Below are 25,761 nucleotides of genomic sequence, written 5' to 3' on the forward strand. Positions count from 1 at the left end.
CGGAGGAGGACAGTCATGACCATAGCTCAGACAAAGGCACCGCTGCGGCTGCCGATCGACGGGCGCCATCGCCGGATGTTCATCGGCGGCGGCTGGGTCGATGCCCGCTCCGGTCGGACCACGGAGAGCCGCAATCCCGCCACCGGCGCGGTCATCGCCACGGTGCCGCGCGCCGACCGCCAGGACATCGACTTGGCGGTGACTGCTGCGCGCAAGGCGTTCGAGGGCCCGTGGAGCCGGTTCAAGCCTTACGAGCGGCAGGTGCTGCTGCTGAGGATCGCCGACCTCTTCGAAAAGCACTGGGAAGAGATCAGCCGCTCCGACACCACCGACATGGGCATGCCGATCATACGCACCCGCGCCAATCGCAACCGGGTCATCGGCATGCTGCGCTACTATGCCGGCATGGCGACGGCGCTGCACGGCGAGACGATCGACAACTCGCTGCCCGGCGAAATCGTCTCGTTCACCCACAAGGAGCCGGTCGGCGTCGTCGGCGCCATCATTCCCTGGAACGCGCCAACGGCGGCGTCGATCTGGAAGATCGGCCCGGCGCTGGCGACCGGCTGCACCATCGTGCTGAAACCATCGGAAGAGGCGCCGCTGACGCCGCTTTTGATCGCCGACATCATGAACGAGGCCGGCGTTCCGGAAGGCGTCGTCAACATCGTCACCGGCACCGGCACCGAGGCAGGTGCCGCACTCGCGGAGCATATGGGCGTCGACAAGATCGTCTTCACCGGCTCGACGGCGACCGGCCAGTCGATCGTGCGGGCCTCGGCCGGCAACCTCAAGCGCGTCTCGCTGGAGCTCGGCGGCAAGTCGCCGGTCATCGTCTGCGCCGCTGCCGATCTCGACAAGGCGGTGCCGGTGGCGGCGATGTCGGTGTTCGCCAATTCCGGCCAGATCTGCATCGCCGGTTCGCGCCTTTTCGTCGAACGGCCCGTCCATGACGAGTTCGTCGAGCGGCTCGCGGCATACGCCAAGGGTCTCAGGGTCGGCGACGGCATCGACCCGGCGACCGAGATCGGTCCGCTCGTCTCCGAAAAGCAGCTGCAACGGGTCACCGGTTACCTCGAGGCCGGCACCGCGGAAGGGGCGAAACTCGTCACCGGAGGCACCCGGCTTGTGGAAGGCGCGCTTGCCGCCGGCAATTTCGTCGCGCCGACCGTCTTTGCCGGCGTCTCGGACGACATGAAGATCGCCCGTGAGGAGATCTTCGGGCCGGTGATTTCAGCCTTGCCGTTCGATACGCTGGACGAGGCGGTCGAGCGGGCCAACAACACGCCTTACGGCCTGGCTGCAGGGGTCTTCACCCAAAATCTCGCCACCGCCCACCAGCTGTCGCGCAAGATCCGCGCCGGCTCGGTCTGGGTCAATACCTATCACGCCATCGATCCGGCCGTGCCCTTCGGCGGCTACAAGATGAGCGGCTACGGCCGCGAGGGCGGCGCCGAGCACCTCGCCGAATATCTTAACACCAAGGGCGTGTTCATCAAGATCGATTGATCGGTCCGCCGCCCGCACAAAAAATGCTCCCCGACGCCGGTTTTGCAAAACAGAATTCCTTCCCATGGCCGCAAAGCCATCCCATGCTCGAGCAATTGGAGCGTTACGCTCGTCGTCATCGGTGCGTTTTTCCATGGCAGAAAATCGACAATTGCGGCTTGGCGCTTTCATGCGGCCCGTCAGCCTTCATACCGGCGCCTGGCGCTACCCGGGCGCCTATCCCGACGCCAACTTCAATTTCGCGCATGTCAAGCACTTCGCGCAAAGGCTGGAAGCGGCGAAGTTCGACGCCTTCTTCATGGCCGACCACCTGGCCGTGCTCAACATGCCGATCGAGGCGCTGCGGCGCAGCCACACGGTCACGTCCTTCGAGCCGTTCACGCTGTTGTCGGCGCTTGCTGCCGTCACCGATCGTATCGGGCTGATCGCAACCGCCTCGACGACGTTCGACGCCCCGTACCACATCGCCCGTCGTTTCGCCTCTCTCGACCATATCAGCGGCGGGCGCGCCGGCTGGAATATCGTCACCACATCCAATCCCGACGCCGCGCTGAATTTCGGCCTCGACGAGCATGTCGAGCACGACGAGCGTTATCGCCGGGCGCGGGAGTTTTACGATGTCGTCACCGGCCTGTGGGACAGTTTTGCCGACGATGCCTTCATCCGCGACGCCGAAAGCGGGCTCTATTTCGATCCGGCGAAGCTGCATGTGCTCGACCACAAGGGCGAATATCTTTCGGTGCGGGGACCGCTCAATATCGCGCGGCCGGTGCAGGGCTGGCCGGTCATCGTGCAGGCCGGCGCGTCGGAGGCCGGACGGCAGCTCGCGGCGGAAACGGCCGAGGTGATCTTCGCCGCCCATGCCGATCTCGCCTCGGGGCAGCGCTTCTTTGCCGACGTCAAGGGACGTGCGCAAAAACTTGGCCGGTCGCGCGACGACATCAAGATCCTGCCCGGCGCCTTCGTCATTGTCGGCGAGACTGTCGAGGAGGCGCAGACGAAGCGGGCCAAGCTCGACAGCCTCGTCTACTACGAGAGCGGCGTCGCCTCGCTGTCGATCGCGCTCGGCCACGACGCGTCGCGGTTCGATCCGGATTCAGTCTTGCCCGAAATCCCGGAAAGCAACGCCAGCAAGAGCGGCCGCGAGCGCGTCATCGAACTGGCGCGCAAGGAAAACCTGACCGTCAGGCAGCTTGCGCAGCGGCTGGGCGGATATTCCGGTCTTGCCTTCGTCGGCACTTCGAAAACCATCGCCGACAAGATGGAGGAATGGCTGGTCACCGAAGGCTCGGACGGGTTCAACGTCATGTTCCCCTATCTTCCCGCCGGATTGGATGATTTCGTCGAGAAAATCGTGCCCGAATTGCAGCGGCGCGGCATTTTCAGAAGCGAATACGAAGGATCGACCCTGCGCGAAAATCTTGGCCTGAAGCGGCCGCCAAACCGGTTCTTCCAACCTGAGACGGCAGCGATCCGCAAAGCTGGTTAGAACCGGCAATGATTTTAGACCGTGGCAAGCATCCGTTCTTTTCGTTCGGCCCGAATGTCCATGGGGTCATGAGCAGCGGGCTGGCAGCCCGAAATCATCGCGAGGGCTTTGCATCATGACCAATCCGGCCGTTGTCGGTTTCTCAGGCAATTTCACCCGGCCGTCCAAGACGCGCGGCTTCGTCGATCGTATCGTGAACGAGGTAGCCGGCAGATATGGCCTGGCCGCCAGCACGCATGACGTCGTCGACCTCGGCCCCAGCCTCAGTGGCGCCAAATGGGCGCGTGAACTGGATGCGCAAGCGGGCGATATCCTCAAGCGCGTCGTCGCGGCGGACGTGCTCGTCGTCGGCTCGCCCACCTACAAGGGCAGCTATACCGGCCTGTTCAAGCACTTCTTCGATCTTGTCGACCCAACGGCGCTCAGGGGCAAGCCGGTGGTGCTGCTGGCGACCGGCGGCGGTGACCGGCATGCGCTGATCATCGAGCACCAGCTGAGGCCGCTGTTCGGCTTCTTCGAGGCCTTTACGCTGCCGACCGCGATCTACGCTTCGGACAGGGATTTCATCGACGGCGTGCTTGCGTCCGAGACGATCCAGGCGCGCGTCGGACAGGTGCTCGAGGATATCGGTGCAGCGCTTGGCGGTCGCTCCCGCGCCGGCACCGCTGCCGAATAGCCCCTAAAAAGAAAAACCCGCCTCGGCGGCGGGTCTCGGGGCGAATCAGCACCATACCGAAATTAGTAGCATAGCTGCCGGCACAAAGCAAGAACAAAATGCAGGGACCGAGCGCGCCTTGCGCGCCCGATCCCTCAAGGCAAGCCGTCAGATGACGAACAGCCAGTTGGCGAGCAGCATCACCACGACGCCGGCGACGAGCGTCAGATAGGGCAGCATCCCCGCCTTTTTCACCGCAAGGTCGGACGAGCTCATGCCGAGATCGGCCAGCATGTGGTCGGGGAATTTGCCCTTGTCCTGGATGTAATGCCGGAAGCAGAACACCGGGATGATCAAGGCTGCCGTGATCAGCCCGGCCCACAATGCCATCGGGTTCCAGACCTTGGCTCCGGCGCCCATGAAGACCGCGTTGACGTAGGCAAAGATCGCGCCGAGGCCGAGCAGCCAGCTCGGCGCCTTCCATGGCCGCGCGATGTGGCCATTGTCGATGCGGTGAATCCAGCCGGCATTGAGATTGAGGAAGTTGAAGATGATGTAGCCGCAATTCGACACGGCGAGGATGAAGAAGAAGCTCGTCGCGTCGGCCGAGGCGATGGCCAGCACGATCAGGTTGAAGATCAGGTCGGTCCACATCGCCCGCGTCGGGGCGCCGTGCTCGTTGACATGGCTGAGATAGCGCGGCAGCCAGCCGTCGACCGAACCTTGATAGAGCGTGCGCGAGGAGCCGGCCATCGCCGTCATGATGCATAGCACCAGGGCTAGGATCATCAGCATCACCAGCAGGCTGTGGATCAGCTGTCCGCCGCCGACCATGCCGGCCAGCGCATCGGCAACGCCGGAGCCATCGACGATCGGCGTCGCCAGCATGCCGTTCAAGCCGAGCACGCCCTGGAAGGTGAACGGCACCAGGATGAACAGCAGCATACACAGCAGGCCGGAATAGAAGATCGCCTTGAAGGTATCGGTGCCCGGGTTCTTGAACTCGGAGGTGTAGCAGACCGCGGTCTCGAAGCCGTAGGTCGACCATGCCGCGATGAACATGCCGCCGAGCACCAGCGTCCAGCCGGCGATGTTCCATGCGCCGGGCTCCGGCGCATAGGCTGCGGCGAGCGGCACCAGCGGCGAAAAATTTGCCCAGTTGATCTGGCCGGTGACGATCGGCACCACGCCGACGATGAGCATCGGGATGATGACCAGCAGGCCGATATATTTCTGCACGTTGGCCGTGCCCAGGATGCCGCGATGCTGAATCGAGAAGATGATCAGCATCAGCACCGCGCCGATGAAGAAGGTGGCGTTGAAGGTGAAGGAAACCGGGCCAAGCGTGTGACCGTAGAGCGTCCAGTTGCGGATCGCCGGCGTCGCCGCCGCGGTGACCGCGGTGATGGCGTCGGCGGCGCTGGTTCCGGCATGGGCCGCGATATAGGCGGCGACCTCGGGCGAAGTGTCGGTGAACAGCGGCACCGGTGCCAGCGCGTTGAGGATATAGGCGGCGGCGATCGAGCAGCCGAGCGACAGCACCGGTGACCAGGCGAACCAGTTGCACCACACCGAAAGCGGCGCGATGAATTTCGAATAGCGCAGCCACGCGGTGGCGCCGTAGACCGAGGCGCCGCCGGATTTGTTCGGGAACAGCCCGGCGATTTCCGCATAGGTGAAGGACTGCAGGAAGCCCATGACCATGGATACGGCCCAGATCAGGAAGGCCAGTGTTCCGGTGGTGCCGGCGATGCCGCCGATCGAAAACAGGACAAGGGCCGGAACGCCGCTTGCCACCCAGAAGGCGCCGCGCCAGTCGATGTTCCGGTGCAGCTGCCCTTCGGCAGGCGGCACCAAGGTGGTGACTATCGTGCTCATTTACGTGGATTCCCCATTTTTGATGTTCCCCATCGGCAACAGCCGCAATCTCGCGAGGCGTCATCGACGCTCACGTTGAACGGCCCCAGGCGTTTTCCGCTCAGTAGTATTTTTTTCTTAGCAGTGAAGATTGACCCAACGCGCTTTCACGTCAAGCGCTTTGTGACGCTGTGCACATTGCGCTTGTGAAACAGTCGAGCTTCGCTGGCGCTGCCAACGGGTGCGGTCTTTCCTTCTCCCCTTGTTGTGGGAGAAGGTGGCCGAGCGAAGCTCGGTCGGATGAGGGGCGTTCCAGATTGGCAACCGTCTTGGCGCTGCGTGCCAATCCACCTTCTCCCACAAGGGAGAAGGGAAGAACCAGGCAGCGTCGGTCAGGAGCGCGGCCTGGTCTTTTGCGGGTCGTAATGGGCGAAGGCGACGACGCGCGCCGGCAGCCGCTTGCTGTGACCATCGAGCTTGCCTATCTCGACCTCGGTGCCGATCGCCGAATGCGTGACGTCGAGCCTGGCCAACGCGATGGTCTTGTTCAGCACCGGCGAACGCATGCCGGAGGTGACGACGCCGATCTGCGCCCGGCCGATATGCACGCAATCGCCGTGGCCGACGGCGACATTGGCGTCGACGTCGAGGCCGACCAGCTTCTTCTGCGGGTTTTCCTTGCGCCGGATCAGTGCCTCGCGGCCGATGAAATCGTCGCTCTTGGTCTTCAGCGGTACGGTGAAGCCGATGCCGGCCTCGAACGGATCCGTCTGGTCGGAAAACTCGTGAGCAGCAAAGATCAGCCCGGCCTCGATGCGCACCATATCGAGCGCCTGCAGCCCCATCGGCTTCAGGCCGTGCGGTTGGCCGGCCTGCCAGATCGCGTCGAACACCTTTTCGGCGTCGCGCGGATGGCACCAGATCTCGTAGCCGAGCTCGCCGGTGTAACCGGTGCGCGAGACAACGACCGGAATGCCGTTGCCGCCGCCGATGCGGGCGACGGCGAAACGGAACCATTCGAGTTCGTCGATCGACGGCTGCAGCGGCGAGGTCCAGATGATCTGCCGCAGGACGTCGCGGCTTTTCGGTCCCTGCACGGCAACATTGTGCATCTGGTCGGTCGAGGAGCGCACCAGCACGGTGAGGCCGAGTTTTTGCGCCGTTTCCCGCAGCCATTGGCCGGATAGATCGTCGCCGCCGACCCAGCGGAAATTATCCTTGCCGAGCCTGAGCAGCGTGCCGTCGTCGATCATGCCGCCATGCTCGTAGCACATGGCGGAATAGACGACCTGGCCGACGCCGAGCTTCTTGATGTCGCGGGTCAGCGTGTATTGCAGCAGCGCCTCGGAGTCCGGCCCGGTGACCTCGAACTTGCGCAGCGGCGACAGGTCCATGATCACGGCGTCCTGCCGGCAGGCCCAGTATTCATCGATCGGGCCTTGCTTGGCGAAGGAATTGGCCAGCCAATAGCCCTTGTACTCGACGAAGTTGCGGGTGTGCTTGGCAAAGCTCGAATGAAAGGCGGTCTCGCGGGTCATTTTCGGTTCCGAATCGGGCGTCATGCGTCTGGCGATCGCTCGCGAGAATTTGTGCTGGCCGGGATAGGTTCGCACATGGATGTCGGTCAGGTTCCAGCCATTGGCCGGCGTCGTATCGTCGGGGCAGGCGGACGAGACGCAGACGATGTCCGTGAGCGCCTTGAGTAGCACATAGTCGCCCGGCCGCGACCACGGCTCGTCCGATACCACGACGCCATGCGCGTCGATGGCCGTGTTGAAGAAGAAGTTGATCGCCATCCAGCCGGCGCGAGGCGTGACACCCTTGTCGGCCAGCGCGCGGTTGAAATTCTCCGAGCAGTTGGGATGGCCGGGATAACCGATGTCGTCGTAATATTTGGCCGCGCAGGCGAGCGCGAATGCATCGTGGCGGCCGCAAGTGTCCTGCACAACCTCGACCAGCGGCTCCATGTCCTGGTCGTAGTATTTTGAGTGCAGACCGGGCATCGGATAGCTCGAACCCATCAGCGTGCGCGTCGTCGTCACGTCGAGCGGATGATCGCGGCCCTTGTCCAGCTTGCGCGCCGAAAAGCACTGGAAGTCGGTGCATTGGCGCCCGTCGACATCGATGATCTGCAGATAGTCGCCCGCCTTGACGAAGTAGGCCTCCGCCGTCGCCGAATGGACGCGCAGGTCGAGCACGGGATCGGCCAGCGGGTCGGCAAGCCTGGATTTCGCTGCCGGGCGGATGGTGGCGCGGCGGACGATGACGCTAAGCGGCGTCGCCGTATCGTGGCCGTCGACCAGCATCGGCCCGCCGGGCGCGGCAATCAGCATCGACCCATCGCGGGCGACGGTAAAAGCCTGTTCGGTACCGGCAGGGGTGGCGCCGCCGAAAACGCGAACCGCCTTCGCCTGGTCGAGCTGCACCTGGCGCCGGTCGAGCCCCCGGCGCAAGGATGCGAGGCTGTGGTCGCCTTCGGCCAGCAGCGCCTTGATGCCGGCGGCATTGCTGTTCGATTTCTCGCCGAGAATGCCGGGATCGGCCGCCTCGCTGCTGTCCCATGCCAGCAGCTCGCAGGCCTGCCCGCCCTCGACATCGCGCACGGTGACAATGTCGCCGGCCTCGACCTCGATCAGCACCGCGCCATTGCCCTGAACCGTGTAGCGCTCCATTCCGGCCGGCAGCGTAATCTGGCCTGGCCGCAGGATCAGGCTCGGCCGGGGCGGTCCGGCGACGACGGCGGGGTAGGGCGACTGGCTCATCTCAACCTTGGTTTCGAGAAACAAGTTTGCCTGTGTGTGAAATTATTTTAGCGGGAAGAATAGGATAGAAGAGCCGGAGTTGGCAAGTGAAGGCGAGGCGCGCGCCTCTTCCTTCTCCCCTTGTGGGAGAAGGTGGATCGGCGCGCAGCGCCGAGACGGTTGAGGGGTGTTGGACGGAGTGCCGTCATAGCCAAGCTGGAGCACCCCTCATCCGACCGAGCTTCGCTCGGCCACCTTCTCCCACAAGGGGAGAAGGGAAGGTGGCGCACAATCCTACCCCCATTCCTCGGAATGCCCGATCTCGACGCCATACTCGGCGGCAGCGTCCAGTATCGTATGCGACAGGCTTTCGGCGAAGGTGGCGAACACCAGAAGATTGAACACCGCCTGTCCGTCCGGCCGGTCATTGCCGCGCCAGAGATTGATGCTGGTGTGATCGACCGAGGTCGCCGCAGCGGTGCCGGCCGGGAACACCGCGGGGTGCAGGTCTAGCGACGACAGTTTGGCCAGCATCGCGCGCGCCTTTTCTCCGGAAACGCTGATCAGCGCGCGAGCATGCGACTGGTCGGACAACGAGGCGGATTGCGCAAACGTCTGGCTCAGCGGTTCGCTCGCGTGCTTGCCGCCATTGGACAGGACCAGGAACTGATCCGGTCCCGACCAGATTAGCGTAGCGTCGGGAGTTCGGGTCGCCTTGGGCGTTTCCGGGGCGGCAACGCCGAAGCGGGTTTCGGCGGCCTTCGCCAGTTCTGCCGCTTTGCCGCGCCGCGCCATCACCTGGATCAGGTCGAAATTGCGGATCTCGGCGAGCGATACGCCGGCCGCCGTGCCACGCGCGCCATAGGCGCCGACAACAAGCGCTTTCTCCAGCGGACTGCGGGCAATCCAGGAAAACTCAGCCACGCTGGCGCCCTCCATCCGGATCGTAGAAGACCGGGCTGCACAGCTCGACGTCATAGTCTTCGCCGCGCAGCGGGTCATGCGCATGGACGATCTCGCCAATGCGCTCGCGGCCACGCTCAACAAGCGCCAGCCCGATCCACTGGTCGAGCATGGGCGAGAAGCAGACCGAAGTGACGTAGCCCTGGTCGTTATCGGGACCGGGCGTCTCGCCCTTCGGGATGATATGCGCGCCGGAACGCAGGCGGCGCGTCTTGTCGACCGGCTTGATGCCGACCACGACCTGGCGGTCCGGCGCAATCAGCGCCTCGCGCCCGGCCATGACGCGGCCGATGAAATCTTTCTTGCTGGACATCATCTTGCCCAACCCGAGGTCGGCGGCGGTCGTCGTGCCGTTCAGCTCCGGGCCGGCGACATGGCCCTTTTCGATGCGCATGACGCCGAGCGCCTCGGTGCCGTAGGGCGTAACGCCGAACGGCTTGCCGGCCAGCATCAAATTGCGCACCAGCGCCTCGCCATAGCGGGCGGGAACCGAAATCTCGAACGCCATTTCGCCCGAAAACGAGATGCGGAACAGCCGCGCCTTGATGCCACCGCGAAGCGCGACTTCCCGCGCCCCCATGAAGGGAAAGCCCTCGTTCGACAAATCCTCCGCCGGATCGACCATTTCCCGAAGCAGGTCCCGGGTCTTCGGCCCGGCGATCGAGAACTGTGCCCATTGATCGGAGACGGATGTCAGCTGCACGTCGAATTCGGGGAACAGCACCTGCCGGCAGAATTCGAGATGCTGCATCACCAGCCCGGCCTTGGCGGTGGTGGTGGTCAGGAAATAATGGTCTTCGGCCAGCCGCGACGTCGTGCCGTCGTCATAGACGATGCCGTCCTCGCGCAGCATCAGCCCGTAGCGGGCTTTGCCGACGGCGAGACTGGAGAAGGTGTTGATGTAGACGCGGTCGAGAAAGGCGCCGGCATCCGGGCCGTGCACGTCGATCTTGCCGAGCGTCGAGACATCGCAGAAGCCGACGCCGGAGCGCACCGCCTTGACCTCGCGGGCGACCGATTCCAGCCAGTCCTTTTCGCCGGCGCGCGGATACCATTGCGCGCGCTTCCACAGGCCGGTGTCGACGAACACCGCGCCCTGTTCGGCTGCCCAGTGATGCGACGGCGTCAGTCGTGTCGCATGAAAATTCTCGTCGCGATGATGGCCGGCGAAAGCGCCGATGGCGACCGGCACATAGGGCGGGCGGTAGATCGTCGTGCCGGTTTCGGGGATCGATTTGCCGCTGATTGCCGCCATGATGGCGAGACCGGCGACGTTCGAGGTCTTGCCCTGGTCGGTGGCCATGCCGAGCGTCGTATAGCGCTTGAGATGCTCGACCGATTCGAAACCTTCGCGCTGCGCCAGCTCGATGTCGGACGCGGTCACGTCATGCTGGTAATCGACGAAGGCTTTCCCTTTGCCGGCCACATACCAAAGCGGCGTCAGCGAAAACGCCTCGCTGTCGGCGACCGGCGATGTGCCGGCATTGCCGCCGCGTCCAGCACTCTGCGCTGCCGCAGCACCCGCGGCAAAGCCCTGGCGCAGGCAGTCGCCCAGCCCGAAGGCGCCGTTGGCGGCGCCGACGGCCATCATGCCGGGCGGCGCACCATCCGGCACGAAGGCTGCGATATCGTCCTGCCATTTCGGCCGGCCGCGATGATAGGAGGTCAGCCCGACCGCCGGATTCCAGCCGCCGGACACGGCAAGCCCGTCGGCTTCGACTTCCGCCCGTGCGCTGCCGGTCAGCGCCACCACGATTTTCCGGACCCCGTCCTTGCCGCCTTCGACCCCGCTGACCGAGCCGTTTAGCACGGCAAAGCCGCCCTTGGCGGCAAGCGCGCGATGCGCGGCGGAGACGTCCGGGCGCGCATCGACGACCGCCGCGATCTGCAAACCGGCGCCAAGCGCGGTCTCGACCGTGCGCCAGCCATCCTCATTGTTGGTGAACAGCGCGATCCTTCTGGCAGGGGTAACCGCGTAGCGCGCGACATAGGTCCGCATCGCCGAAGCCATCATCACGCCCGGCGTGTCGTTACCGGCAAAGACGATCGGTCGCTCGATGGCGCCGGCGGCGACGACGCAGCGCTTGGCCACGATCCGCCACAACCGCTGGCGCACCTGGTGCTCGGGCGGCGAGGGCAGGTGGTCGTTGACCCGCTCGATGGCGCCATAGGTGCCGCCATCATAAACGCCGAACAATGTCGTGCGGGTCATGACGCGGACATCGGGCAGTGCGGCGAGTTCGGCCAGCGTGCGCGTAATCCATTCGGCCGCCGGCGCGCCGTCGATCATGCCGCCGTCGGCGAGCAGACGGCCGCCAAGCGCAAAATCTTCCTCGCATAGGATGACGCGGGCGCCGCCGCGCCCGGCCGCCAGTGCCGCAGCCAGCCCGGCCGGGCCGGACCCGGCAATCAGCACGTCGCAATGCGCCCACGCCTTGTCGTAATGGTCGGGATCGGCGACGCCTGCAGCGCGGCCGAGGCCGGCGGCGCGGCGAATCGTTGGCTCGTAGATCGTTTCCCAGAATTTCGCCGGCCACATGAAGGTCTTGTAGTAAAAGCCGGCGACGAAGATCGGCGCGAACAGCTGATTGACCGCCATCAGGTCGTGGCGCAGCGACGGCCAGCGGTTCTGGCTGGCGGCTTCGAGCCCGTCATAGAGTTCGGCCGTGGTCGCCTTGGTGTTCGGCTCGCGCCGCGCTCCGCTGCGCAGTTCGACCAGCGCGTTGGGCTCCTCCGAACCAGCGGTCAGGATGCCGCGCGGCCGATGGTATTTGAACGAGCGGCCGACCAGCTTGACGCCATTGGCGATCAGCGCCGAGGCCAGCGTGTCGCCTTGGAAGCCGGCAAAGCTCTTGCCGTCGAAGCGGAAGGCCAGCGGCGCGGCGCGATCGATGAGACCGCCGCTCTCCAGCCGGTGTATCTGCGCGGGGCCAACCATCAGGCGCCAACCTCGGCAGCACCAACGCCTGCAGCCGGTTCGACCGCCGAAATCTCGTGCGTCAGCGTGTTGCGGGCGACCTTCAGCCAGGCCCGGCAGCCGCCGCCATGGTACCAGTATTCGCTCATCGGCCCGGCGATGTTGTCGCGCAGATAGACGTAGTCGAAGACCTCGTCGTCGGTGGCGCCGGCCGCCGGACGCACCGGCTTGGCGTCGCCCAGATAGGTGAACTCCCCGAGTTCGCGTTCGCCGCAGAAGGGACAGACAATGCGCATGCTTCTTCAGCCAGCCTTTAATGCAGGTTCGGTTGGGCGCCTTGGCCCTTTTCGTCGATCATCGCACCTCGCCGGAAGCGGTCGAGACGAAAGCGGGCAGCCTCCTTGTGCGGCTCGTCGCGCGCCAGCAGATGGGCAAAGACCAGGCCGGAGCCGGGCGTCGCCTTGAAGCCGCCATAGCACCAGCCGGCGTTGAGATAGAGCCCGTTGACCGGTGTTTTGTCGATGATCGGCGAGCCGTCCATCGACATGTCCATGATGCCGCCCCACTGACGCAGCAGCCGTATCCGGCCGATCATCGGCATCAGCGCCATTCCGCCCTCGCACACGTCTTCCATGACAGGCAGATTACCGCGCTGGGCATAGGAATTGTAACCGTCTATGTCGCCGCCGAAGACCAGGCCGCCCTTGTCGGACTGGCTGACGTAGAAATGCCCGGCGCCGAACGTCATGACGTTGGGGATCAGCGGCTTGATCGCCTCGGAGACGAAGGCCTGCAGCACATGGCTTTCGATCGGCAGCCGCATGCCGGCCATCGCCGCGACGCGCGACGAGGAGCCGGCGACCGCCATGCCGACCTTGGCCGCGCCGATCCTGCCGCGGCTCGTCTCGACGCCGGTCACCTTGCCGCTGCCATCGCGGACAAAACCGGTCACCTCGCAGTTCTGGATGATGTCGACGCCGAGCGCGCTCGCCGCATGCGCATAGCCCCAGACCACGGCGTCGTGCCGCGCCGTGCCGCCGCGCCGCTGCAAAAGCCCGCCCTGCACCGGGAAACGTGCGTTGTCGAAGTTCAGGAACGGCATCATCTTCCTGACCGCCGTCAGATCGAGCAGTTCGGCATCGATGCCGTTGATGCGCATGGTGTTGCCGCGCCGCGCATAGGCATCGCGCTGCGCGTCGGAATGGTAGAGGTTGATGACACCGCGCTGGCTGACCATGGTGTTGTAGTTGAGGTCCTGCTCCATCCGCTCCCACAGCTTCATCGACAGCTCGTAGAAGCCGGTATTGCCGGGCAGCCCGTAATTGGAGCGAATGATGGTTGTGTTGCGGCCGGCATTGCCGGAGCCGATCCAGCCTTTTTCCAGCACGGCGACATTCCTGATGCCGTATTCGCTGGCGAGGAACCATGCCGTCGCCAGGCCATGGCCGCCGCCGCCGATGATCACCACGTCGTAGTGGCTCTTCGGGCTGGCGTCGCGCCAGGTGCGCTGCCAGTTCTTATGGCCGGAAAATGCCGCCCGGGCGAGGGAGAAGATCGAGTATTTCATGAACCTGTTTCGCGCCGGGCGTGCAACAATTCCGGATCAGATGTCGAGCGTGTGGTCGCGCTCCCACTGGGTGAAGTGGGAAGCATAGGAATTCCATTCCTGCTGCTTCAGCTTTAGATAGGCCGACGAGAATTCCTCACCCAGCGCCGCCTTGAGCGATTTGTCGTTGTCAAACTCGCGCAACGCGTCGAGCAGGTTGAGCGGCAGCTTCGGCGCGCCCTCGACCGTATGGCCGAACTGGTACATGTCGATATCGTAGCGCCGGCCGGGGTCGGCCTTCGAGCGGACGCCGTCAAGGCCGGCGGCGATGATGACGGCCTGCAGCAGATAGGGGTTTGCCGCGCCGTCCGGCAGGCGCAGCTCGAAGCGGCCTGGCCCAGGCACGCGCACCATGTGGGTGCGGTTGTTGCCGGTCCAGGTCACCGTGTTCGGCGCCCAGGTGGCGCCGGAGATGGTGCGCGGTGCGTTGATGCGCTTGTAGGAATTGACCGTCGGGTTGGTGATGGCGGCAAGCGCGGACGCATGTTTCATGATGCCGCCGAGGAAATTCCTGCCCTTGGCCGACAGGCCGAGCTCCATCGCATTATCGGCAAAGACATTGGTCTTGCCATCTTTGTCCCACACCGAGATATGCGCATGGCAGCCATTGCCGGTCAGGCCCTGGAAGGGTTTAGGCATGAAGGTTGCGCGCAGGCCGTGCTTCTCGGCGACCGATTTCACCATGAATTTGAAGAAGGAATGCTTGTCGGCGGTCGCCAGCGCATCGTCGAAGGCCCAGTTCATCTCGAACTGGCCGTTGGCGTCCTCGTGGTCGTTCTGGTAGGCGCCCCAGCCGAGCGCCAGCATGTGGTCGCAGATCTCGGCGATCACGTCGTAGCGGCGCATCACCGCCTGCTGGTCGTAGCAGGGTTTCGACGCCGTGTCATATTCGTCGGAAATCGTCTTGCCATCCGGCGAGATCAGGAAGAATTCGGCCTCGACGCCGGTCTTGATGTGCATGCCGTCGCCAGTAGCGTCCGCGATCAACCGCTTCAGCGTGTTGCGCGGCGCCTGCTCGACCGATTTGTCGTCCATGATGCAGTTGGCGGCGACCCAGGCGACCTCCGGCTTCCAAGGCAACTGGATCACCGAGGCCGGATCCGGCACCGCCAGCATGTCGGGATGCGCCGGCGTCAGATCGAGCCAGGTGGCAAAGCCGGCAAAGCCGGCACCGTCCCGCTGCATGTCGGCGATCGCCTGCGCCGGCACCAGCTTGGCGCGTTGTCCACCGAACAGGTCGGTGTAGGATATCATGAAATATTTGACGCCCTTTTCCTTGGCGAAGGCGGCGAGATCGTTCCCCATTATAGTTCCTCGCTTACTGGCATTTGGTTTGTCTTAGAAGCCGTTCTTGCCCGGTATCCAGTTGGTGCCGGCCAGCGGCACGCCGGCCATGGCGGCGGCTTCGATCGTCAAGGCCACAAGATCCTCGGGCTCGAGATTGTGCAGGCTGTTCTTGCCGCAGGCGCGGGCGATTGTCTGAGCCTCAAGTGTCATCACCTTAAGATAATTCGCCAGCCGTCGGCCGGCCGCAATCGGATCGACCCGTTTCATTAGCTCGGGATCCTGCGTGGTGATGCCGGCCGGGTCGCGACCCTCATGCCAGTCGTCATAGGCGCCGGCGGTGGTGCCGAGCTCGTTGTATTCCGCCTCCCAGCGCGGGTCGTTGTCGCCGAGCGCGACAAGCGCTGCCGTGCCGATCGACACCGCATCGACGCCGAGCGCCAGCGCCTTGGCGACGTCGGCGCCGTTGCGGATACCGCCGGAGACGATCAGCTGCACCTTGCGGTGCATGCCGAGATCCTGCAGCGCCTGCACGGCCGGCCTGATGCAGGCAAGCGTAGGCTGGCCGACATTTTCAATGAACACTTCCTGGGTCGCCGCAGTGCCGCCCTGCATGCCGTCGACGACGACGACATCGGCGCCCGATTTCACCGCAAGCGCGGTGTCGTAATACGGCCGCGCGCCGCCGACCTTGACGTAGATCGGCTTTTCCCAGTCGGTGATTTCGCGCAGTTCGAGGATCTTGATCTCGAGGTCGTCCGGCCCGGTCCAGTCGGGGTGGCGCGAGGCCGAGCGCTGGTCGATGCCTTTCGGCAGCGTGCGCATTTCGGCGACGCGGTCGGAGATCTTCTGGCCGAGCAGCATGCCGCCGCCGCCTGGCTTGGCGCCCTGGCCGACGACAACCTCGATCGCGTCGGCACGGCGCAGGTCGCGCGGGTTCATGCCGTAGCGCGACGGCAGATACTGGTAGACCAGCGTCTTCGAATGGCCGCGCTCTTCCTCGGTCATGCCGCCGTCGCCGGTGGTCGTCGAGGTGCCGGACAGCGTCGCGCCGCGGCCGAGCGCTTCCTTCGCCGGGCCGGACAGCGAGCCGAAGCTCATGCCGGCAATGGTGATCGGGATTTTCAATTCGATCGGTTTTTTCGCATAGCGCGAGCCGAGCACGACGCTGGTGTCGCAGCGCTCGCGATAGCCTTCGAGCGGGTAGCGCGAGATCGAGGCACCGAGGAACAGAAGGTCGTCGAAATGCGGCAACTTGCGCTTGGCGCCGGCGCCGCGGATGTCATAGATGCCGGTCGCCGCGGCGCGGCGGATCTCGGAAAGCGTGTAGTCGTCGAAGGTCGCGGATTTGCGCGGCGTCGTCGGCGGGTTGCGATAGGTCATTGAGCCTCAATACGCGTCGGCGTTGTCGATATTGAAATTGTAGAGGGTACGAGCCGAGCCATAACGCTTGAACTCCGCCGCCTTGACGCCGGTCACACCGGCGCGGTCGAGCAAGCCTTGCAGCAATTCGAGATGCTCGGGCCGCATCTCCTTGGCGATGCAGTCGGCGCCGAGGCTTTCGACCTTGCCGCGCACGAAAAGCCGCGCCTCGTAGATGGAATCGCCGAGCGCATCGCCGGCGTCGCCCAGCACCACGAGGTTGCCGGACTGCGCCATGAAGGCCGACATGTGGCCGATATTACCATGGACGACGATGTCGATGCCTTTCATCGAGATGCCGCAGCGCGACGACGCGTTGCCTTCGATGACGAGCAACCCGCCCCGGCCGGTGGCGCCGGCATACTGGCTGGCATCGCCTTTGACGACGATCTGGCCGGACATCATGTTCTCGCCGACGCCGGGCCCGGCCGAGCCATGCACGGTGATGGTGCCGCCGTCGTTCATGCCGCCGCAGTAATAGCCGACGCTGCCGCGCACATCGATGGCGACCGGCTGGTCGACGCCGACGGCGACCGAATGGCTGCCTCGCGGGTGGAGCACCTCCCAGGCGGTCTCGTTCGAACCGGGCGCCAGATCGTGCAGCGCCTGGTTGAGCTCGCGCAGCGACATTTCGGCCAGGTCGAAGACCCGTGACGCATGGCCCGGCTCGCGAGCCGCCTTGGAGAGGTTAATTGCCGGCATTGGTTCAATGCTCCCAGAAATAGACGGTTGCGGGCTCGGGTTCCCAGACCTTCGCATTGTCTATGCCGGGCAGTTTGGTGAGCGCACGATATTCCGAGCCGAAGGCGACATACTGGTCGGTTTCGGCCATTACGGCGGGCTTGCAGGCGATCGGATCGCGCACCACGCCGAAGCCGTTCTTGGTGCCGACGACGAAGGTGAAAAACCCGTCGAGATCACTCAGCGTGCCTTCCAGCGCCTCGCCCAGATTCTTGCCATGCGCCATCTGCGAGGAGAGATAGGCGGCAGCGACCTCGGTGTCGTTCTCGGTCTCGAATGTCATGCCTTCGCGGATCAGCTCGCGGCGGACATTGTTGTGGTTGGACAGCGAGCCATTATGCACCAGGCACTGGTCGGCGCCGGTCGAGAACGGATGCGCGCCCATCGTCGTCACCGCCGATTCGGTCGCCATGCGGGTATGGCCGATGCCGTGGGTGCCGGTCATCTCGCGGACGCCGAAACGGTCGACGACCGCTTCCGGCAGCCCGACTTCCTTGTAGATTTCGACGACGTCGCCGGCGCCCATGATGCGGATGTCGGGGCGCAGCGTCTGGATCGCCTCGCGCGCTTCGTCGATCTTGGCAGGCATCGTCCGGACCACGGCATGCGTCGACTTCGCAGCAATGCTCACCGGCGCGCCGATTGCCTTGGCAAGTTCGGCGTCGAGGCCGCGGAAATCGCGCTCCGGCTTGGCCGACTGGATGGTGATCTTGGCTTCATTGGAGGACGCGCCATAGATGGCGATGCCGGCGCTGTCGGGACCGCGATCGCTGAGCGAGATCAGCATCTCCGACAGCATCGCGCCAAGCTGGGGCTCGAGCGACTTGTCCTTCAAAAACAGTCCGACGATTCCGCACATGTCAGCCTCCGCGAGTTTGTTCCCTCCGAGATGTATCGAATGAGTCCCGGGAATTCAATTGGTATGAAAAAAATTTTCCTGTCGTTATATATCGGCTGAGGCGCCGCCGGCCGCACTATCGCTGCGCTGGCCGCCATTGTGAACCCATTTGGCATAGCGGATGCGGGCGATCTTGTAGGCATCCAGGATCGACAGGGCATAGATCAGGAAGCCGCCGGCATGGCGTCCGACGAAGCTGGCGTCGGGCGGCGCGATCTTGGCGGTGACCCAGGCAAGGATCACCATGAAGAACAGGAATTGCAGGCCGCGCACCGGCACGCCGAGCACGACATGCCCGCTTGCCGGCAAAACGATCGCAGCGCCCAGAACCAGATAGGGGCTCGGTGGTGTGGGGGAGGTGGTGATCTGGCTGGTCATGCCGCTTGCCGTTCGCTTTGATTGATGGCATCGCGCAGCGCCGAAGCCGACGACAGCAGCCTCTCGATCAGCACCGGATCGAGCCTGACCGTGCCGAATTCGGCTTGCCGGAATACGCCGTAGCGCGCCCGCTCGGCCTCGGCCCGCAGCCAGACGATGCGCACGCCGTTCGGCGTGATCAGCAATTCCTTGGCGCGCTCCTCGGCAAAGACATCGAGGTGGCCGGCGATGATGGCTTCGGGGAAGCGCACGCCCTTGCGGTCGCTCCGCAGCACCGCCTCGGCCGGAAACCCCGCCGCCTTCGGCAGCGGGTGGACGAGATGATCGAAATTGGAAAAAGTCGTCGGCGATCCCGGCCGCATCATCATATCGAAAGTGCCTGGTATCGCGACCTTTTCGGTGATCGAAACGCTAAGCCAGCGCGCCGGCAGCTTCCTGATCGCCAGCGTGTCGACGATGGTCCGCACCTGCACCCGCCGGCCGTTCCACGAGCCGGCGAAGGTGACGACGCCGGCAGTGCCGTCCGAGACGTTGGCCGCGTCGGGGACGACGACGCGGACGCCGGCTTCGTCGGCGGCAAGCCCGGTCGAAGCCTTGGCGCGGCTGGCCCGCGCAAGCCAGGCTATATGGAGGACGAGAGCCAGGGCAACCGCCCCGGCGAGCAATGCTGAGATCACCTAACGCACCTCGTCACGCAAATGCCCGCCCAGACCGGGCGCGCCGTCAGTAGCCCTGCGGCTTCGGCCACGGCATGGTGAACTGGGCACCACGGCGCACGAATTTGTAGCGGTAGAAGTGGAACCACAGCGAGATCAGGAAGTAGAAGGCGACCATGGCGATCAGCTGCGAGCCGAAGCCGAGGAAGATCGCAAAGAAGGTGACCACGCAAAGGCAGAACAAGACGATCGCCGGCAGCGGATGGAACGGATGGGTGTAGCCGCGGCGGATCGAGCCGAGCGGCCACTTTTTCCTGAACATGATGATGTTGATGCTCATGAAAGTGTATTGCAGCACGCCCGACAGGATCGAGAAGGTGATCGCCTGGTTGAGGTCGGCGATGAAGGCGAAGGCGAGCGCGATCGGCAGCAGAAACAGGATCGAGCGATAGGGCGTGCGGTATTTCGGATGCACCGCCGAGAACCAGGTCGGCAGATAGCGGTCGCGGCCGAGCGAAAACCAGGCGCGCGCGGCGTCGTTGATGCAGCCATTGGCGGAGGCGAGCGCGGCAAGCAGCGTCGCGATGAACAACAGGTTCTCCAGCAGCGCACTGCCGGTCAGTTTGCCTGCATCCCACAGCGGATAATAGGTGATGCCGAGATATTCCCAGGGCATCATCGAGGCGCAGACATACCAGGTCATGGCGGCGGCGATCAGAAGCGTGATCATACCGGCCATCGTGCCGTAGGGCAGCGAGCGCGCCGGCGAGCGCACTTCCTCGGCGGCCTGCGTGGTGCCCTCGATGCCGAGATAATACCAGATGCCGAACTGGAAGGCGGCGATGACGCCGATCCAGCCGTAGGGCAGGGCGTTGCCCGGGGTCACCAACTCGTTGAGCTTGAGCACGGCGCCTTGCGTCCACGGGCTGACCGAGAAGAACAGGATGACGATCGAGACATAGGCGATGGCGGTGATGACGAAGTTGACGTTGAGCGTCATCAGCACGCCGCGATAGTTCAGCCATGCCAGCACGACGATTGTCGCGGCGATGAAGGAATTGTGGTTGAGGCCCTCGACGCCGGCCTTGGCGACGATGGTGTCGCCGAGCAGGATCGCGTCCGACACTTCGAGCATGGTGTAGGCAAAGACCAGGAACAGCGCGACGTTGAAGGCCATCAGCGGCCCGACAATGTGCTTGGCCTGCGCATATTGGCCGCCGGCGGCGGCAACCGTCGAGGTCACTTCGGAATCGATCATCGCGACCGAGGTGTAGAGCAGGCCGACGATCCAGCAGACGATCAGCGCCGCCAGCGCGCCGCCCTTGTCCGCCGCGAAATTCCAGCCGGTGAATTCGCCGACCAGAACGATGCCGACGCCGAGCGCCCAGACATGGGCGGGGCCAAGCACCCTGAGCAGTGAAACCCTGTCGCCCTGCACTTGCACCGCTGGTTCGGCCGTGATCGTCATCGCTCAATCCCCCACTCAGATCCGGTGTTTTTCGGACACGGCTTCAAGTTCGCCTTCCCTGGACGAGGTCAGCATCTCTTCGGAATAGGTCGTGTCGATCTTGAACCAGTCGTAGAGCATCCACAGCGCGAGCACGATCGAGATGCCCCAGCATGCGTAAGAGAGTGCCACCCACATGACGATGCTTCCTATCTATTTGTCGCCGAACTTTTCGTCGATGACGTCGCGGTATTCGCGGTCCGATGCGCGGAACAGAAAGATGAAATAGCCGATCAGCACCGCCGCCATGATGATCAGCGTCGGCCAGTCGATGATGTAGTGGAACCGGTTCTGGATGATGTCGTGCGCGGTTTCCGGCGTGTAGCCGAGCTTTTCCCAGATCGAGGCCATGGTCGGGTTTTGTCCGAGCGCTTCCCACGTCTTGGCGTCGAGCGCGTCGATGGATTTTGCCGCCCCTGCCAGACCTAGTTTCAGCGGCAGCCATAGCGCAACGAAAATCGCGACCACGACGACGGCGATATCGAAAACCTGTCCGGCCTTGCTCTGTTCGGGCGGTGTATAGCGGGCCATGCGTCTCCCCCTCAGGACTTGCGGTTGCGGTAGGCGTCGGCGTTCTTGATGTCGAGGCCGTAGATGAAGTCCTTGTCTTCCTTGTAGTGGTTGACCATCGCCAGGATCGCGGCCGTGTTGAAGATCAGCACCGCGGCGGCGGCGACCGCGACGACGAGCTTGATGCCGGCGTCGGGGACGTATGGCCATGTCATGAACAGGACAAACAGGATCGTCGCCCACAGGCAGACGATCAGGAGCATGGATCCACGCACGTCGGAGCGGTACAACGCTTCCACGCGCTGTTGCAGGTCGGACATCGGCTTTCCCCTTTTTCAACGCCGGTCCGGATTGGCCGGTCATTGCCCTCTTTCAAGAGAGTGAAATTTTTTTCATAAAATCCGGCCGAATTCTGGAATTGTCAAGACGATTTTACGCGACGTTAACCGTTTGTTTTGGGCGCGCCGGATTTGCCTGACAATGAAATTATTTGCTTACGGGTATTGCAGGCTCCCGGCGTTTGCGGTCAATATTCAAGGCAAGGCTCCCGCCTGTGTGCAGGGAGCAGGGGAAAGCAAAAAAGTTTCTTTCTAACGGAGGACAGCGGATGACGGCATCCTGGAGATTTTCGACGCTTGCGGACCGCCATCGCGCGCTCGGCTCGAAGCTCGAGGACTGGAGCGGCATGGGCACCGCCTGGACCTACAACAAGGACGCCGACGAAGAGTATATCGCCATCCGCACCAAGGCCGGCCTGATGGACGTGTCCGGCTTGAAGAAGGTCCACATCACCGGGCCGCACGCCTCGCACCTGATCGATCTGGCGACGACGCGCGACGTCGAAAAGATCTATCCCGGCAAGTCGGCCTATGCCTGCATGCTCAACGAGGCCGGCAAGTTCACCGACGACTGCATCCTCTACCGCACCGGCCCGAATTCCTGGATGGTCGTGCATGGCTCGGGCACCGGCCATGAAGAGCTGCAGCGCGCTTCCGTCGGTCGCGACGTGTCGCTGCGCTTCGACGACAATCTGCACGACCTTTCGCTGCAGGGGCCGCTAGCCGTGGATTATCTGGCAAAGCATGTGCCCGGCATTCGCGACCTCAACTATTTCCACCACATGCAGACGCAGTTGTTCGGCTTTCCGGTGATGATCTCGCGCACCGGCTACACCGGCGAGCGCGGCTACGAGATTTTCTGCCGTGGCCAGGACGCCGGAACGATCTGGGACAGGATCCTCGACGAGGGCAAGAGCGCCGGCATCATCCCGTGCCGCTTCACCACGCTCGACATGCTGCGCGTCGAGAGCTACCTGCTGTTTTACCCCTACGACAATTCGCAGAAATACCCGTTCGAGAACGAAGGCCCCGGCGACACACTGTGGGAGCTTGGTCTCGACTTCACCGTCAGCCCCGGCAAGACGGGCTTTCGCGGCGCCGAGGAGCACTACCGCCTCAAGGGCAAGGAGCGCTTCAAGATCTTCGGCGTGCTGCTCGAAGGCAAGGAGCCGGCCGACGAGGGCGCGCCGGTCTATCGCGACGACAAAAAGGTCGGCGTGGTGACCTGCGCCATGTATTCGCCGTTGGTCAAAAAATCGATGGGCATTGCCCGGCTCGACGCCGACTGCGCGGTGCAGGGCACCAGGCTCGAGATCCGCAACAAGAGCGGCGCCATCAGCGCAACCGCCGAGCCGCTTCCTTTCGATGATCCGAAGAAGACCAAGCGCACGGCGAAAGGCTGAGGCATACTGCGGGTATGGCAGCGAAAAGCATCATCAGCCGCCCGGTCAATGGGACCCTGTCTCCGCAGCCCGGCAAGCATCATCTTTTCATAGCGGATGCAGAGGGAGCGCTGGCGATTGCCGATCTGGCCGCCAAGGCACCGGCGGATTTCTTCGGTGGCGCCCACATCATCTTCATTCCCGGACGCGATGGTAAATATGCCGATGCGCTCGAAGCCCTGAAGCCGGCACAGTTCTACCTCGGCCATTCCTTTGCCAGCGCCCTGCCGCGGCTGAAGCAGACGCTGGCCAACGCCCATATGGGCCTCAGGCTCTACCTTGCCGGCACCGAGGGGCTGATCGGCCAGGCCATGCAGGCGGCGCTCGAAGCCGGCATCGACCACACCTCGATCCAGACCGAGCATCGCGGCTCGCTGGCGCGCCGCATGCAATGCGTCCACTGCAAGGGCATCACCGAGAACGTGACGACGCAGCCGGCAGCCTGTTCGCATTGCGGCCTCTTGCTTCTGGTGCGCGACCACTATTCGCGGCGCCTCGCCGCCTTCCAGGGCGTCTGCATCAACGCCGAGGACCGCAGCGAAATTCCTCCGATCGAGGAGGTCTTTCGATGAGCACCGGCACCACCAAACTCGATGTCGTCGTCAGCGATGTCGTCCCGGTCAACGAGCTGGTGACGCGCTTTCATTTCCGCCGGCGCGACGGCGAGCTTTTGCCGACCTTTTCCGGCGGCGCCCATGTCGTCGTCGAGATGCGCGATGGCGAACGCACCAGGCTCAATCCCTATTCGCTGATGGGCTCGCCGCTCGACACCCGCGAATACACCATCTCGGTGCGCCGCGACGACGCCGGCCGCGGCGGCTCGCTGTTCATGCACAGGCAGGTCAGGCCGGGCACGGAGATGGTGGTGAGCTACCCCGTCAACCTGTTCTCGCTCGATCTGCGCGCCAGGAAGCATCTGATGCTGGCCGGCGGCATCGGCATCACCCCGTTCATGGCGCAGACCGCGCAACTGGCGGCGGAAGGCGGCAATTTCGAATTGCATTACACCTGCCGCACCGCCTCGCTAGGCACCTATGCCAACCTGCTCAGGGAGCGCTACGACCGCCGGGTCAGGCTCTATCACGACGACCGCGACGAGCGCGTCGATCTCGACCGGCTGCTGTCGTCGCAGCCGCTCGGCACGCATCTCTATGTCTGCGGCCCGTCCGGCATGATCGGCTGGGTGCGCGAGCGTGCCGCGGCCCTCGGCTGGCCTCCGGAGACCGTGCATTTCGAGCATTTCGCCGCACCCCAGCCCGGCGCGCCCTTCGACGTGACGCTGGCGCTCAGCGGCAAGACCATCCGTGTCGACGAGCAGCAGAGCCTGCTCGAGGCGATCGAGGCGGCCGGCGTCGATCCGCCCTATCTCTGCCGCGGTGGCGTCTGCGGCCAATGCGAGACCAACGTGATTTCGCATGACGGCAAATTCATCCACAACGACCACTGGCTGAGCGAGGAAGACCACCGTTCGGGCTGCAAGATCATGCCCTGCGTCTCGCGCTTCGAGGGCAGGTCGCTGGTGCTGGAAAGATAGGAGGCGAGCTTGGGCATCACCTTTCGCAAGGAAACGTTCCGCGACGACTTCACCTTCAGGAACAGCCCCGAGCACATCAGGCGGTTCCCGTTCCCGTTCCATGAAGACAGCTACATGTATGCCGTCAACATCGAGCCGCATGTCGTCGGGCCGAAGGGCAGCGTGCTGGAGAATTTGATCGACGTCGACGAGCACTATGTCGCCGAGATGCAGGACCGCGCTTTGGTGCTGGCCGAGGATCCGCTGCGCTGCCAGTCGCTGCCGCACATGACGCTGGCCGGCTGGGATCTGCTCGAGCTTTTGATGGAGCAGCAGGCGCTGGGCTATCCCGAGCATTTCACGCTGATCCGGGACGGCGATCGCTGGCGCTGGATCAACCGCCCGCTCGGCATCGACGACAGCTTCACCTTCGGCGACGTCTCGACGCTGCCCTATGGGCCGATGGAGTACATCACGCGCCAGAGCCAGGGCGATTTCTGCATTCTCGACCAGCGCGACGGCAATCTGTGGATGGATGCCGGCATGGTCACCACCCAGGCCGACTGGTCGCTCGATTTCGACATCGGCATGAACTTCTTCGAATGGCACGCGCCGGTGCCGCTGGCGCACGAGAAGGGAATCTTCGTCCGGGCGCTGAAGTTCCTCACCAATATCCAGCAGGGCAAGCCGGCACGGCGGCTGAACTGGACGATGACCATCAATCCGCGCCTCGATACCAGCCCGGAAAACTACCACAAATGGGGTCCGGACCGCGCCACGGTGACGCCCGAAAACGTCGGCGACAAGGTCCATCTGCGCGTCGAGCTGCAGAGCTTCTGGCGGCTGCCGCGCTCGAATGCGATCGTCTTCCCGATCCGCTGCTATCTGATCAAGATGGACGAGCTGGTGACGCAGCCGAAATGGGCACGGCGCCTGCACCGCGTCATCCGCGACCTTCCCGACGAACTCGCCAACTACAAGGGTCTGACGCGCTATCGCCCGACGCTGGTCGAATGGCTGTCGAAGCTGGATGACGGCAGTGCGACGTCGCCGGGCTTTGGGCCGGATTGAGGTTCTGTTTGCGAGGTTCGCGCTGCCCGTCAAGCTGCCAATCTCCCCCCAAGAGGGGGAGATGCCCGGCAGGGCAGAGGGGGGCGCCGTAGAGCGCCGGCCTTTAGCCCCCTTGCGACCAATCGAGGACGAGCTTGCCCTGCAGTTCAACGTAGCAGCGCGTGGAGTTACGGCATGATGGGGTGGACGGCGCCCGACGGCATCGGATGTGCCAGAATGAGTTCGTTGAGATCTCAAACAAGGGAGCCGTCCGTGGAACACCTT

The 25,761-nt window shown here is 64.1% G+C and carries 23 protein-coding genes; 7 read left to right on the top strand and 16 right to left on the bottom strand.

What is annotated here, in order from left to right; translation table 11 throughout:
• Positions 1–15 precede the first annotated feature (15 nt).
• From NKI72_RS03560 to msuE, 3 genes are all read left to right on the top strand, one after another.
• Positions 16–1,509 (top strand): aldehyde dehydrogenase family protein, encoded by a 1,494-nt coding sequence (locus NKI72_RS03560; protein WP_352849904.1) that lies wholly within the window; start codon positions 16–18, stop codon positions 1,507–1,509.
• Positions 1,510–1,642: 133 nt separating this feature from the next.
• Positions 1,643–2,998 (top strand): LLM class flavin-dependent oxidoreductase, encoded by a 1,356-nt coding sequence (locus tag NKI72_RS03565; RefSeq protein ID WP_352849905.1) that lies wholly within the window; start codon positions 1,643–1,645, stop codon positions 2,996–2,998.
• A 115-nt stretch (positions 2,999–3,113) separates the two neighbouring features.
• Positions 3,114–3,674, top strand: coding sequence for an FMN reductase (gene msuE / locus NKI72_RS03570; protein ID WP_352849906.1), 561 nt, complete (start codon positions 3,114–3,116; stop codon positions 3,672–3,674).
• Positions 3,675–3,821: 147 nt separating this feature from the next.
• Here the strand turns inward: msuE and NKI72_RS03575 are convergent, their stop codons facing one another.
• The 16 genes from NKI72_RS03575 to NKI72_RS03650 form a co-directional block, all read right to left on the bottom strand.
• The gene (locus NKI72_RS03575) at positions 3,822–5,531 is read right to left on the bottom strand and encodes a trimethylamine N-oxide permease (protein WP_352768481.1); all 1,710 of its coding nucleotides are present in this window, start codon (positions 5,529–5,531) and stop codon (positions 3,822–3,824) included.
• 371 nt (positions 5,532–5,902) lie between these two features.
• Positions 5,903–8,272 carry a trimethylamine N-oxide demethylase gene (locus tag NKI72_RS03580; protein WP_352849907.1) on the bottom strand — a complete coding sequence of 790 codons (2,370 nt, stop codon included), beginning with the start codon at positions 8,270–8,272 and terminating at the stop codon, positions 5,903–5,905.
• 273 nt (positions 8,273–8,545) lie between these two features.
• Positions 8,546–9,175, bottom strand: a complete 630-nt coding sequence (locus NKI72_RS03585; RefSeq protein ID WP_352849908.1) for a sarcosine oxidase subunit gamma — start codon at positions 9,173–9,175, stop codon at positions 8,546–8,548.
• On the bottom strand, positions 9,168–12,152 hold the full coding sequence (locus NKI72_RS03590; protein WP_352849909.1) for a sarcosine oxidase subunit alpha: 2,985 nt from the start codon (positions 12,150–12,152) through the stop codon (positions 9,168–9,170). The genes NKI72_RS03585 and NKI72_RS03590 overlap by 8 nt, the downstream gene beginning before the upstream one ends.
• Positions 12,152–12,427 carry a sarcosine oxidase subunit delta gene (locus tag NKI72_RS03595; RefSeq protein WP_352849910.1) on the bottom strand — a complete coding sequence of 92 codons (276 nt, stop codon included), beginning with the start codon at positions 12,425–12,427 and terminating at the stop codon, positions 12,152–12,154. Before NKI72_RS03595 ends, NKI72_RS03590 begins: the two co-directional genes overlap by 1 nt.
• Positions 12,428–12,444: 17 nt before the next feature.
• Complete coding sequence (locus tag NKI72_RS03600; protein ID WP_352542209.1) at positions 12,445–13,698, bottom strand: sarcosine oxidase subunit beta family protein; 1,254 nt, start codon at positions 13,696–13,698, stop codon at positions 12,445–12,447.
• 36 nt (positions 13,699–13,734) lie between these two features.
• On the bottom strand, positions 13,735–15,042 hold the full coding sequence (glnT, locus tag NKI72_RS03605) for a type III glutamate--ammonia ligase (protein WP_352849911.1): 1,308 nt from the start codon (positions 15,040–15,042) through the stop codon (positions 13,735–13,737).
• 33 nt (positions 15,043–15,075) lie between these two features.
• The gene (locus tag NKI72_RS03610; RefSeq protein WP_023673984.1) at positions 15,076–16,404 is read right to left on the bottom strand and encodes an FMN-binding glutamate synthase family protein; all 1,329 of its coding nucleotides are present in this window, start codon (positions 16,402–16,404) and stop codon (positions 15,076–15,078) included.
• A gap of 6 nt (positions 16,405–16,410) precedes the next feature.
• Positions 16,411–17,145 carry a GltB/FmdC/FwdC-like GXGXG domain-containing protein gene (locus tag NKI72_RS03615; RefSeq protein WP_352453795.1) on the bottom strand — a complete coding sequence of 245 codons (735 nt, stop codon included), beginning with the start codon at positions 17,143–17,145 and terminating at the stop codon, positions 16,411–16,413.
• 4 nt (positions 17,146–17,149) lie between these two features.
• Positions 17,150–18,043 carry a class II glutamine amidotransferase gene (locus NKI72_RS03620; protein ID WP_352612295.1) on the bottom strand — a complete coding sequence of 298 codons (894 nt, stop codon included), beginning with the start codon at positions 18,041–18,043 and terminating at the stop codon, positions 17,150–17,152.
• Positions 18,044–18,127: 84 nt separating this feature from the next.
• On the bottom strand, positions 18,128–18,460 hold the full coding sequence (locus tag NKI72_RS03625; RefSeq protein WP_352814679.1) for a hypothetical protein: 333 nt from the start codon (positions 18,458–18,460) through the stop codon (positions 18,128–18,130).
• Positions 18,457–19,137, bottom strand: coding sequence for a hypothetical protein (locus NKI72_RS03630; protein ID WP_352849912.1), 681 nt, complete (start codon positions 19,135–19,137; stop codon positions 18,457–18,459). Before NKI72_RS03630 ends, NKI72_RS03625 begins: the two co-directional genes overlap by 4 nt.
• 46 nt (positions 19,138–19,183) lie before the next feature.
• Positions 19,184–20,584 (bottom strand): APC family permease, encoded by a 1,401-nt coding sequence (locus tag NKI72_RS03635; protein WP_352472309.1) that lies wholly within the window; start codon positions 20,582–20,584, stop codon positions 19,184–19,186.
• A 15-nt stretch (positions 20,585–20,599) separates the two neighbouring features.
• Positions 20,600–20,761: a hypothetical protein gene (locus NKI72_RS03640; RefSeq protein ID WP_023673991.1), complete on the bottom strand. Its 162-nt coding sequence runs from the start codon at positions 20,759–20,761 to the stop codon at positions 20,600–20,602.
• 15 nt (positions 20,762–20,776) lie between these two features.
• A complete protein-coding gene (locus tag NKI72_RS03645) occupies positions 20,777–21,154 on the bottom strand; it encodes a hypothetical protein (RefSeq protein WP_023673992.1) in 378 nt (125 codons plus the stop codon).
• A gap of 11 nt (positions 21,155–21,165) precedes the next feature.
• Positions 21,166–21,453: a hypothetical protein gene (locus tag NKI72_RS03650; RefSeq protein ID WP_023673993.1), complete on the bottom strand. Its 288-nt coding sequence runs from the start codon at positions 21,451–21,453 to the stop codon at positions 21,166–21,168.
• 287 nt (positions 21,454–21,740) lie between these two features.
• On the opposite strand from NKI72_RS03650, the gene NKI72_RS03655 reads away from it, so the two are divergent.
• From NKI72_RS03655 to NKI72_RS03670, 4 genes are read left to right on the top strand one after another with little or no spacing between them, the layout of a single operon-like run.
• Positions 21,741–22,874, top strand: a complete 1,134-nt coding sequence (locus NKI72_RS03655; protein WP_352849913.1) for an aminomethyl transferase family protein — start codon at positions 21,741–21,743, stop codon at positions 22,872–22,874.
• 14 nt (positions 22,875–22,888) lie between these two features.
• Positions 22,889–23,485, top strand: a complete 597-nt coding sequence (locus tag NKI72_RS03660) for a dimethylamine monooxygenase subunit DmmA family protein (protein WP_352849914.1) — start codon at positions 22,889–22,891, stop codon at positions 23,483–23,485.
• Positions 23,482–24,447 (top strand): PDR/VanB family oxidoreductase, encoded by a 966-nt coding sequence (locus NKI72_RS03665; protein ID WP_352849915.1) that lies wholly within the window; start codon positions 23,482–23,484, stop codon positions 24,445–24,447. Before NKI72_RS03660 ends, NKI72_RS03665 begins: the two co-directional genes overlap by 4 nt.
• 9 nt (positions 24,448–24,456) lie before the next feature.
• Positions 24,457–25,497, top strand: coding sequence for a heme-dependent oxidative N-demethylase family protein (locus NKI72_RS03670; protein WP_352849916.1), 1,041 nt, complete (start codon positions 24,457–24,459; stop codon positions 25,495–25,497).
• Positions 25,498–25,761: the final 264 nt, after the last annotated feature.

Source organism: Mesorhizobium sp. M0437 (assembly GCF_040321335.1).
GTDB lineage: Bacteria > Pseudomonadota > Alphaproteobacteria > Rhizobiales > Rhizobiaceae > Mesorhizobium.

Coding starts and splice junctions, on each gene's coding strand:
- NKI72_RS03580 (WP_352849907.1), bottom strand. CDS start 8,272: ATGAGCCAGTCGCCCTACCCCGCCGTCGTCGCCGGACCGCCCCGGCCG.
- NKI72_RS03655 (WP_352849913.1), top strand. CDS start 21,741: ATGACGGCATCCTGGAGATTTTCGACGCTTGCGGACCGCCATCGCGCG.
- NKI72_RS03650 (WP_023673993.1), bottom strand. CDS start 21,453: ATGTCCGACCTGCAACAGCGCGTGGAAGCGTTGTACCGCTCCGACGTG.
- NKI72_RS03645 (WP_023673992.1), bottom strand. CDS start 21,154: ATGGCCCGCTATACACCGCCCGAACAGAGCAAGGCCGGACAGGTTTTC.
- NKI72_RS03575 (WP_352768481.1), bottom strand. CDS start 5,531: ATGAGCACGATAGTCACCACCTTGGTGCCGCCTGCCGAAGGGCAGCTG.
- NKI72_RS03665 (WP_352849915.1), top strand. CDS start 23,482: ATGAGCACCGGCACCACCAAACTCGATGTCGTCGTCAGCGATGTCGTC.
- NKI72_RS03565 (WP_352849905.1), top strand. CDS start 1,643: ATGGCAGAAAATCGACAATTGCGGCTTGGCGCTTTCATGCGGCCCGTC.
- NKI72_RS03600 (WP_352542209.1), bottom strand. CDS start 13,698: ATGAAATACTCGATCTTCTCCCTCGCCCGGGCGGCATTTTCCGGCCAT.
- NKI72_RS03615 (WP_352453795.1), bottom strand. CDS start 17,145: ATGCCGGCAATTAACCTCTCCAAGGCGGCTCGCGAGCCGGGCCATGCG.
- NKI72_RS03625 (WP_352814679.1), bottom strand. CDS start 18,460: ATGACCAGCCAGATCACCACCTCCCCCACACCACCGAGCCCCTATCTG.
- NKI72_RS03620 (WP_352612295.1), bottom strand. CDS start 18,043: ATGTGCGGAATCGTCGGACTGTTTTTGAAGGACAAGTCGCTCGAGCCC.
- NKI72_RS03595 (WP_352849910.1), bottom strand. CDS start 12,427: ATGCGCATTGTCTGTCCCTTCTGCGGCGAACGCGAACTCGGGGAGTTC.
- NKI72_RS03560 (WP_352849904.1), top strand. CDS start 16: ATGACCATAGCTCAGACAAAGGCACCGCTGCGGCTGCCGATCGACGGG.
- NKI72_RS03635 (WP_352472309.1), bottom strand. CDS start 20,584: ATGACGATCACGGCCGAACCAGCGGTGCAAGTGCAGGGCGACAGGGTT.
- NKI72_RS03590 (WP_352849909.1), bottom strand. CDS start 12,152: ATGGTTGGCCCCGCGCAGATACACCGGCTGGAGAGCGGCGGTCTCATC.
- NKI72_RS03640 (WP_023673991.1), bottom strand. CDS start 20,761: ATGTGGGTGGCACTCTCTTACGCATGCTGGGGCATCTCGATCGTGCTC.
- NKI72_RS03610 (WP_023673984.1), bottom strand. CDS start 16,404: ATGACCTATCGCAACCCGCCGACGACGCCGCGCAAATCCGCGACCTTC.
- glnT (WP_352849911.1), bottom strand. CDS start 15,042: ATGGGGAACGATCTCGCCGCCTTCGCCAAGGAAAAGGGCGTCAAATAT.
- msuE (WP_352849906.1), top strand. CDS start 3,114: ATGACCAATCCGGCCGTTGTCGGTTTCTCAGGCAATTTCACCCGGCCG.
- NKI72_RS03660 (WP_352849914.1), top strand. CDS start 22,889: ATGGCAGCGAAAAGCATCATCAGCCGCCCGGTCAATGGGACCCTGTCT.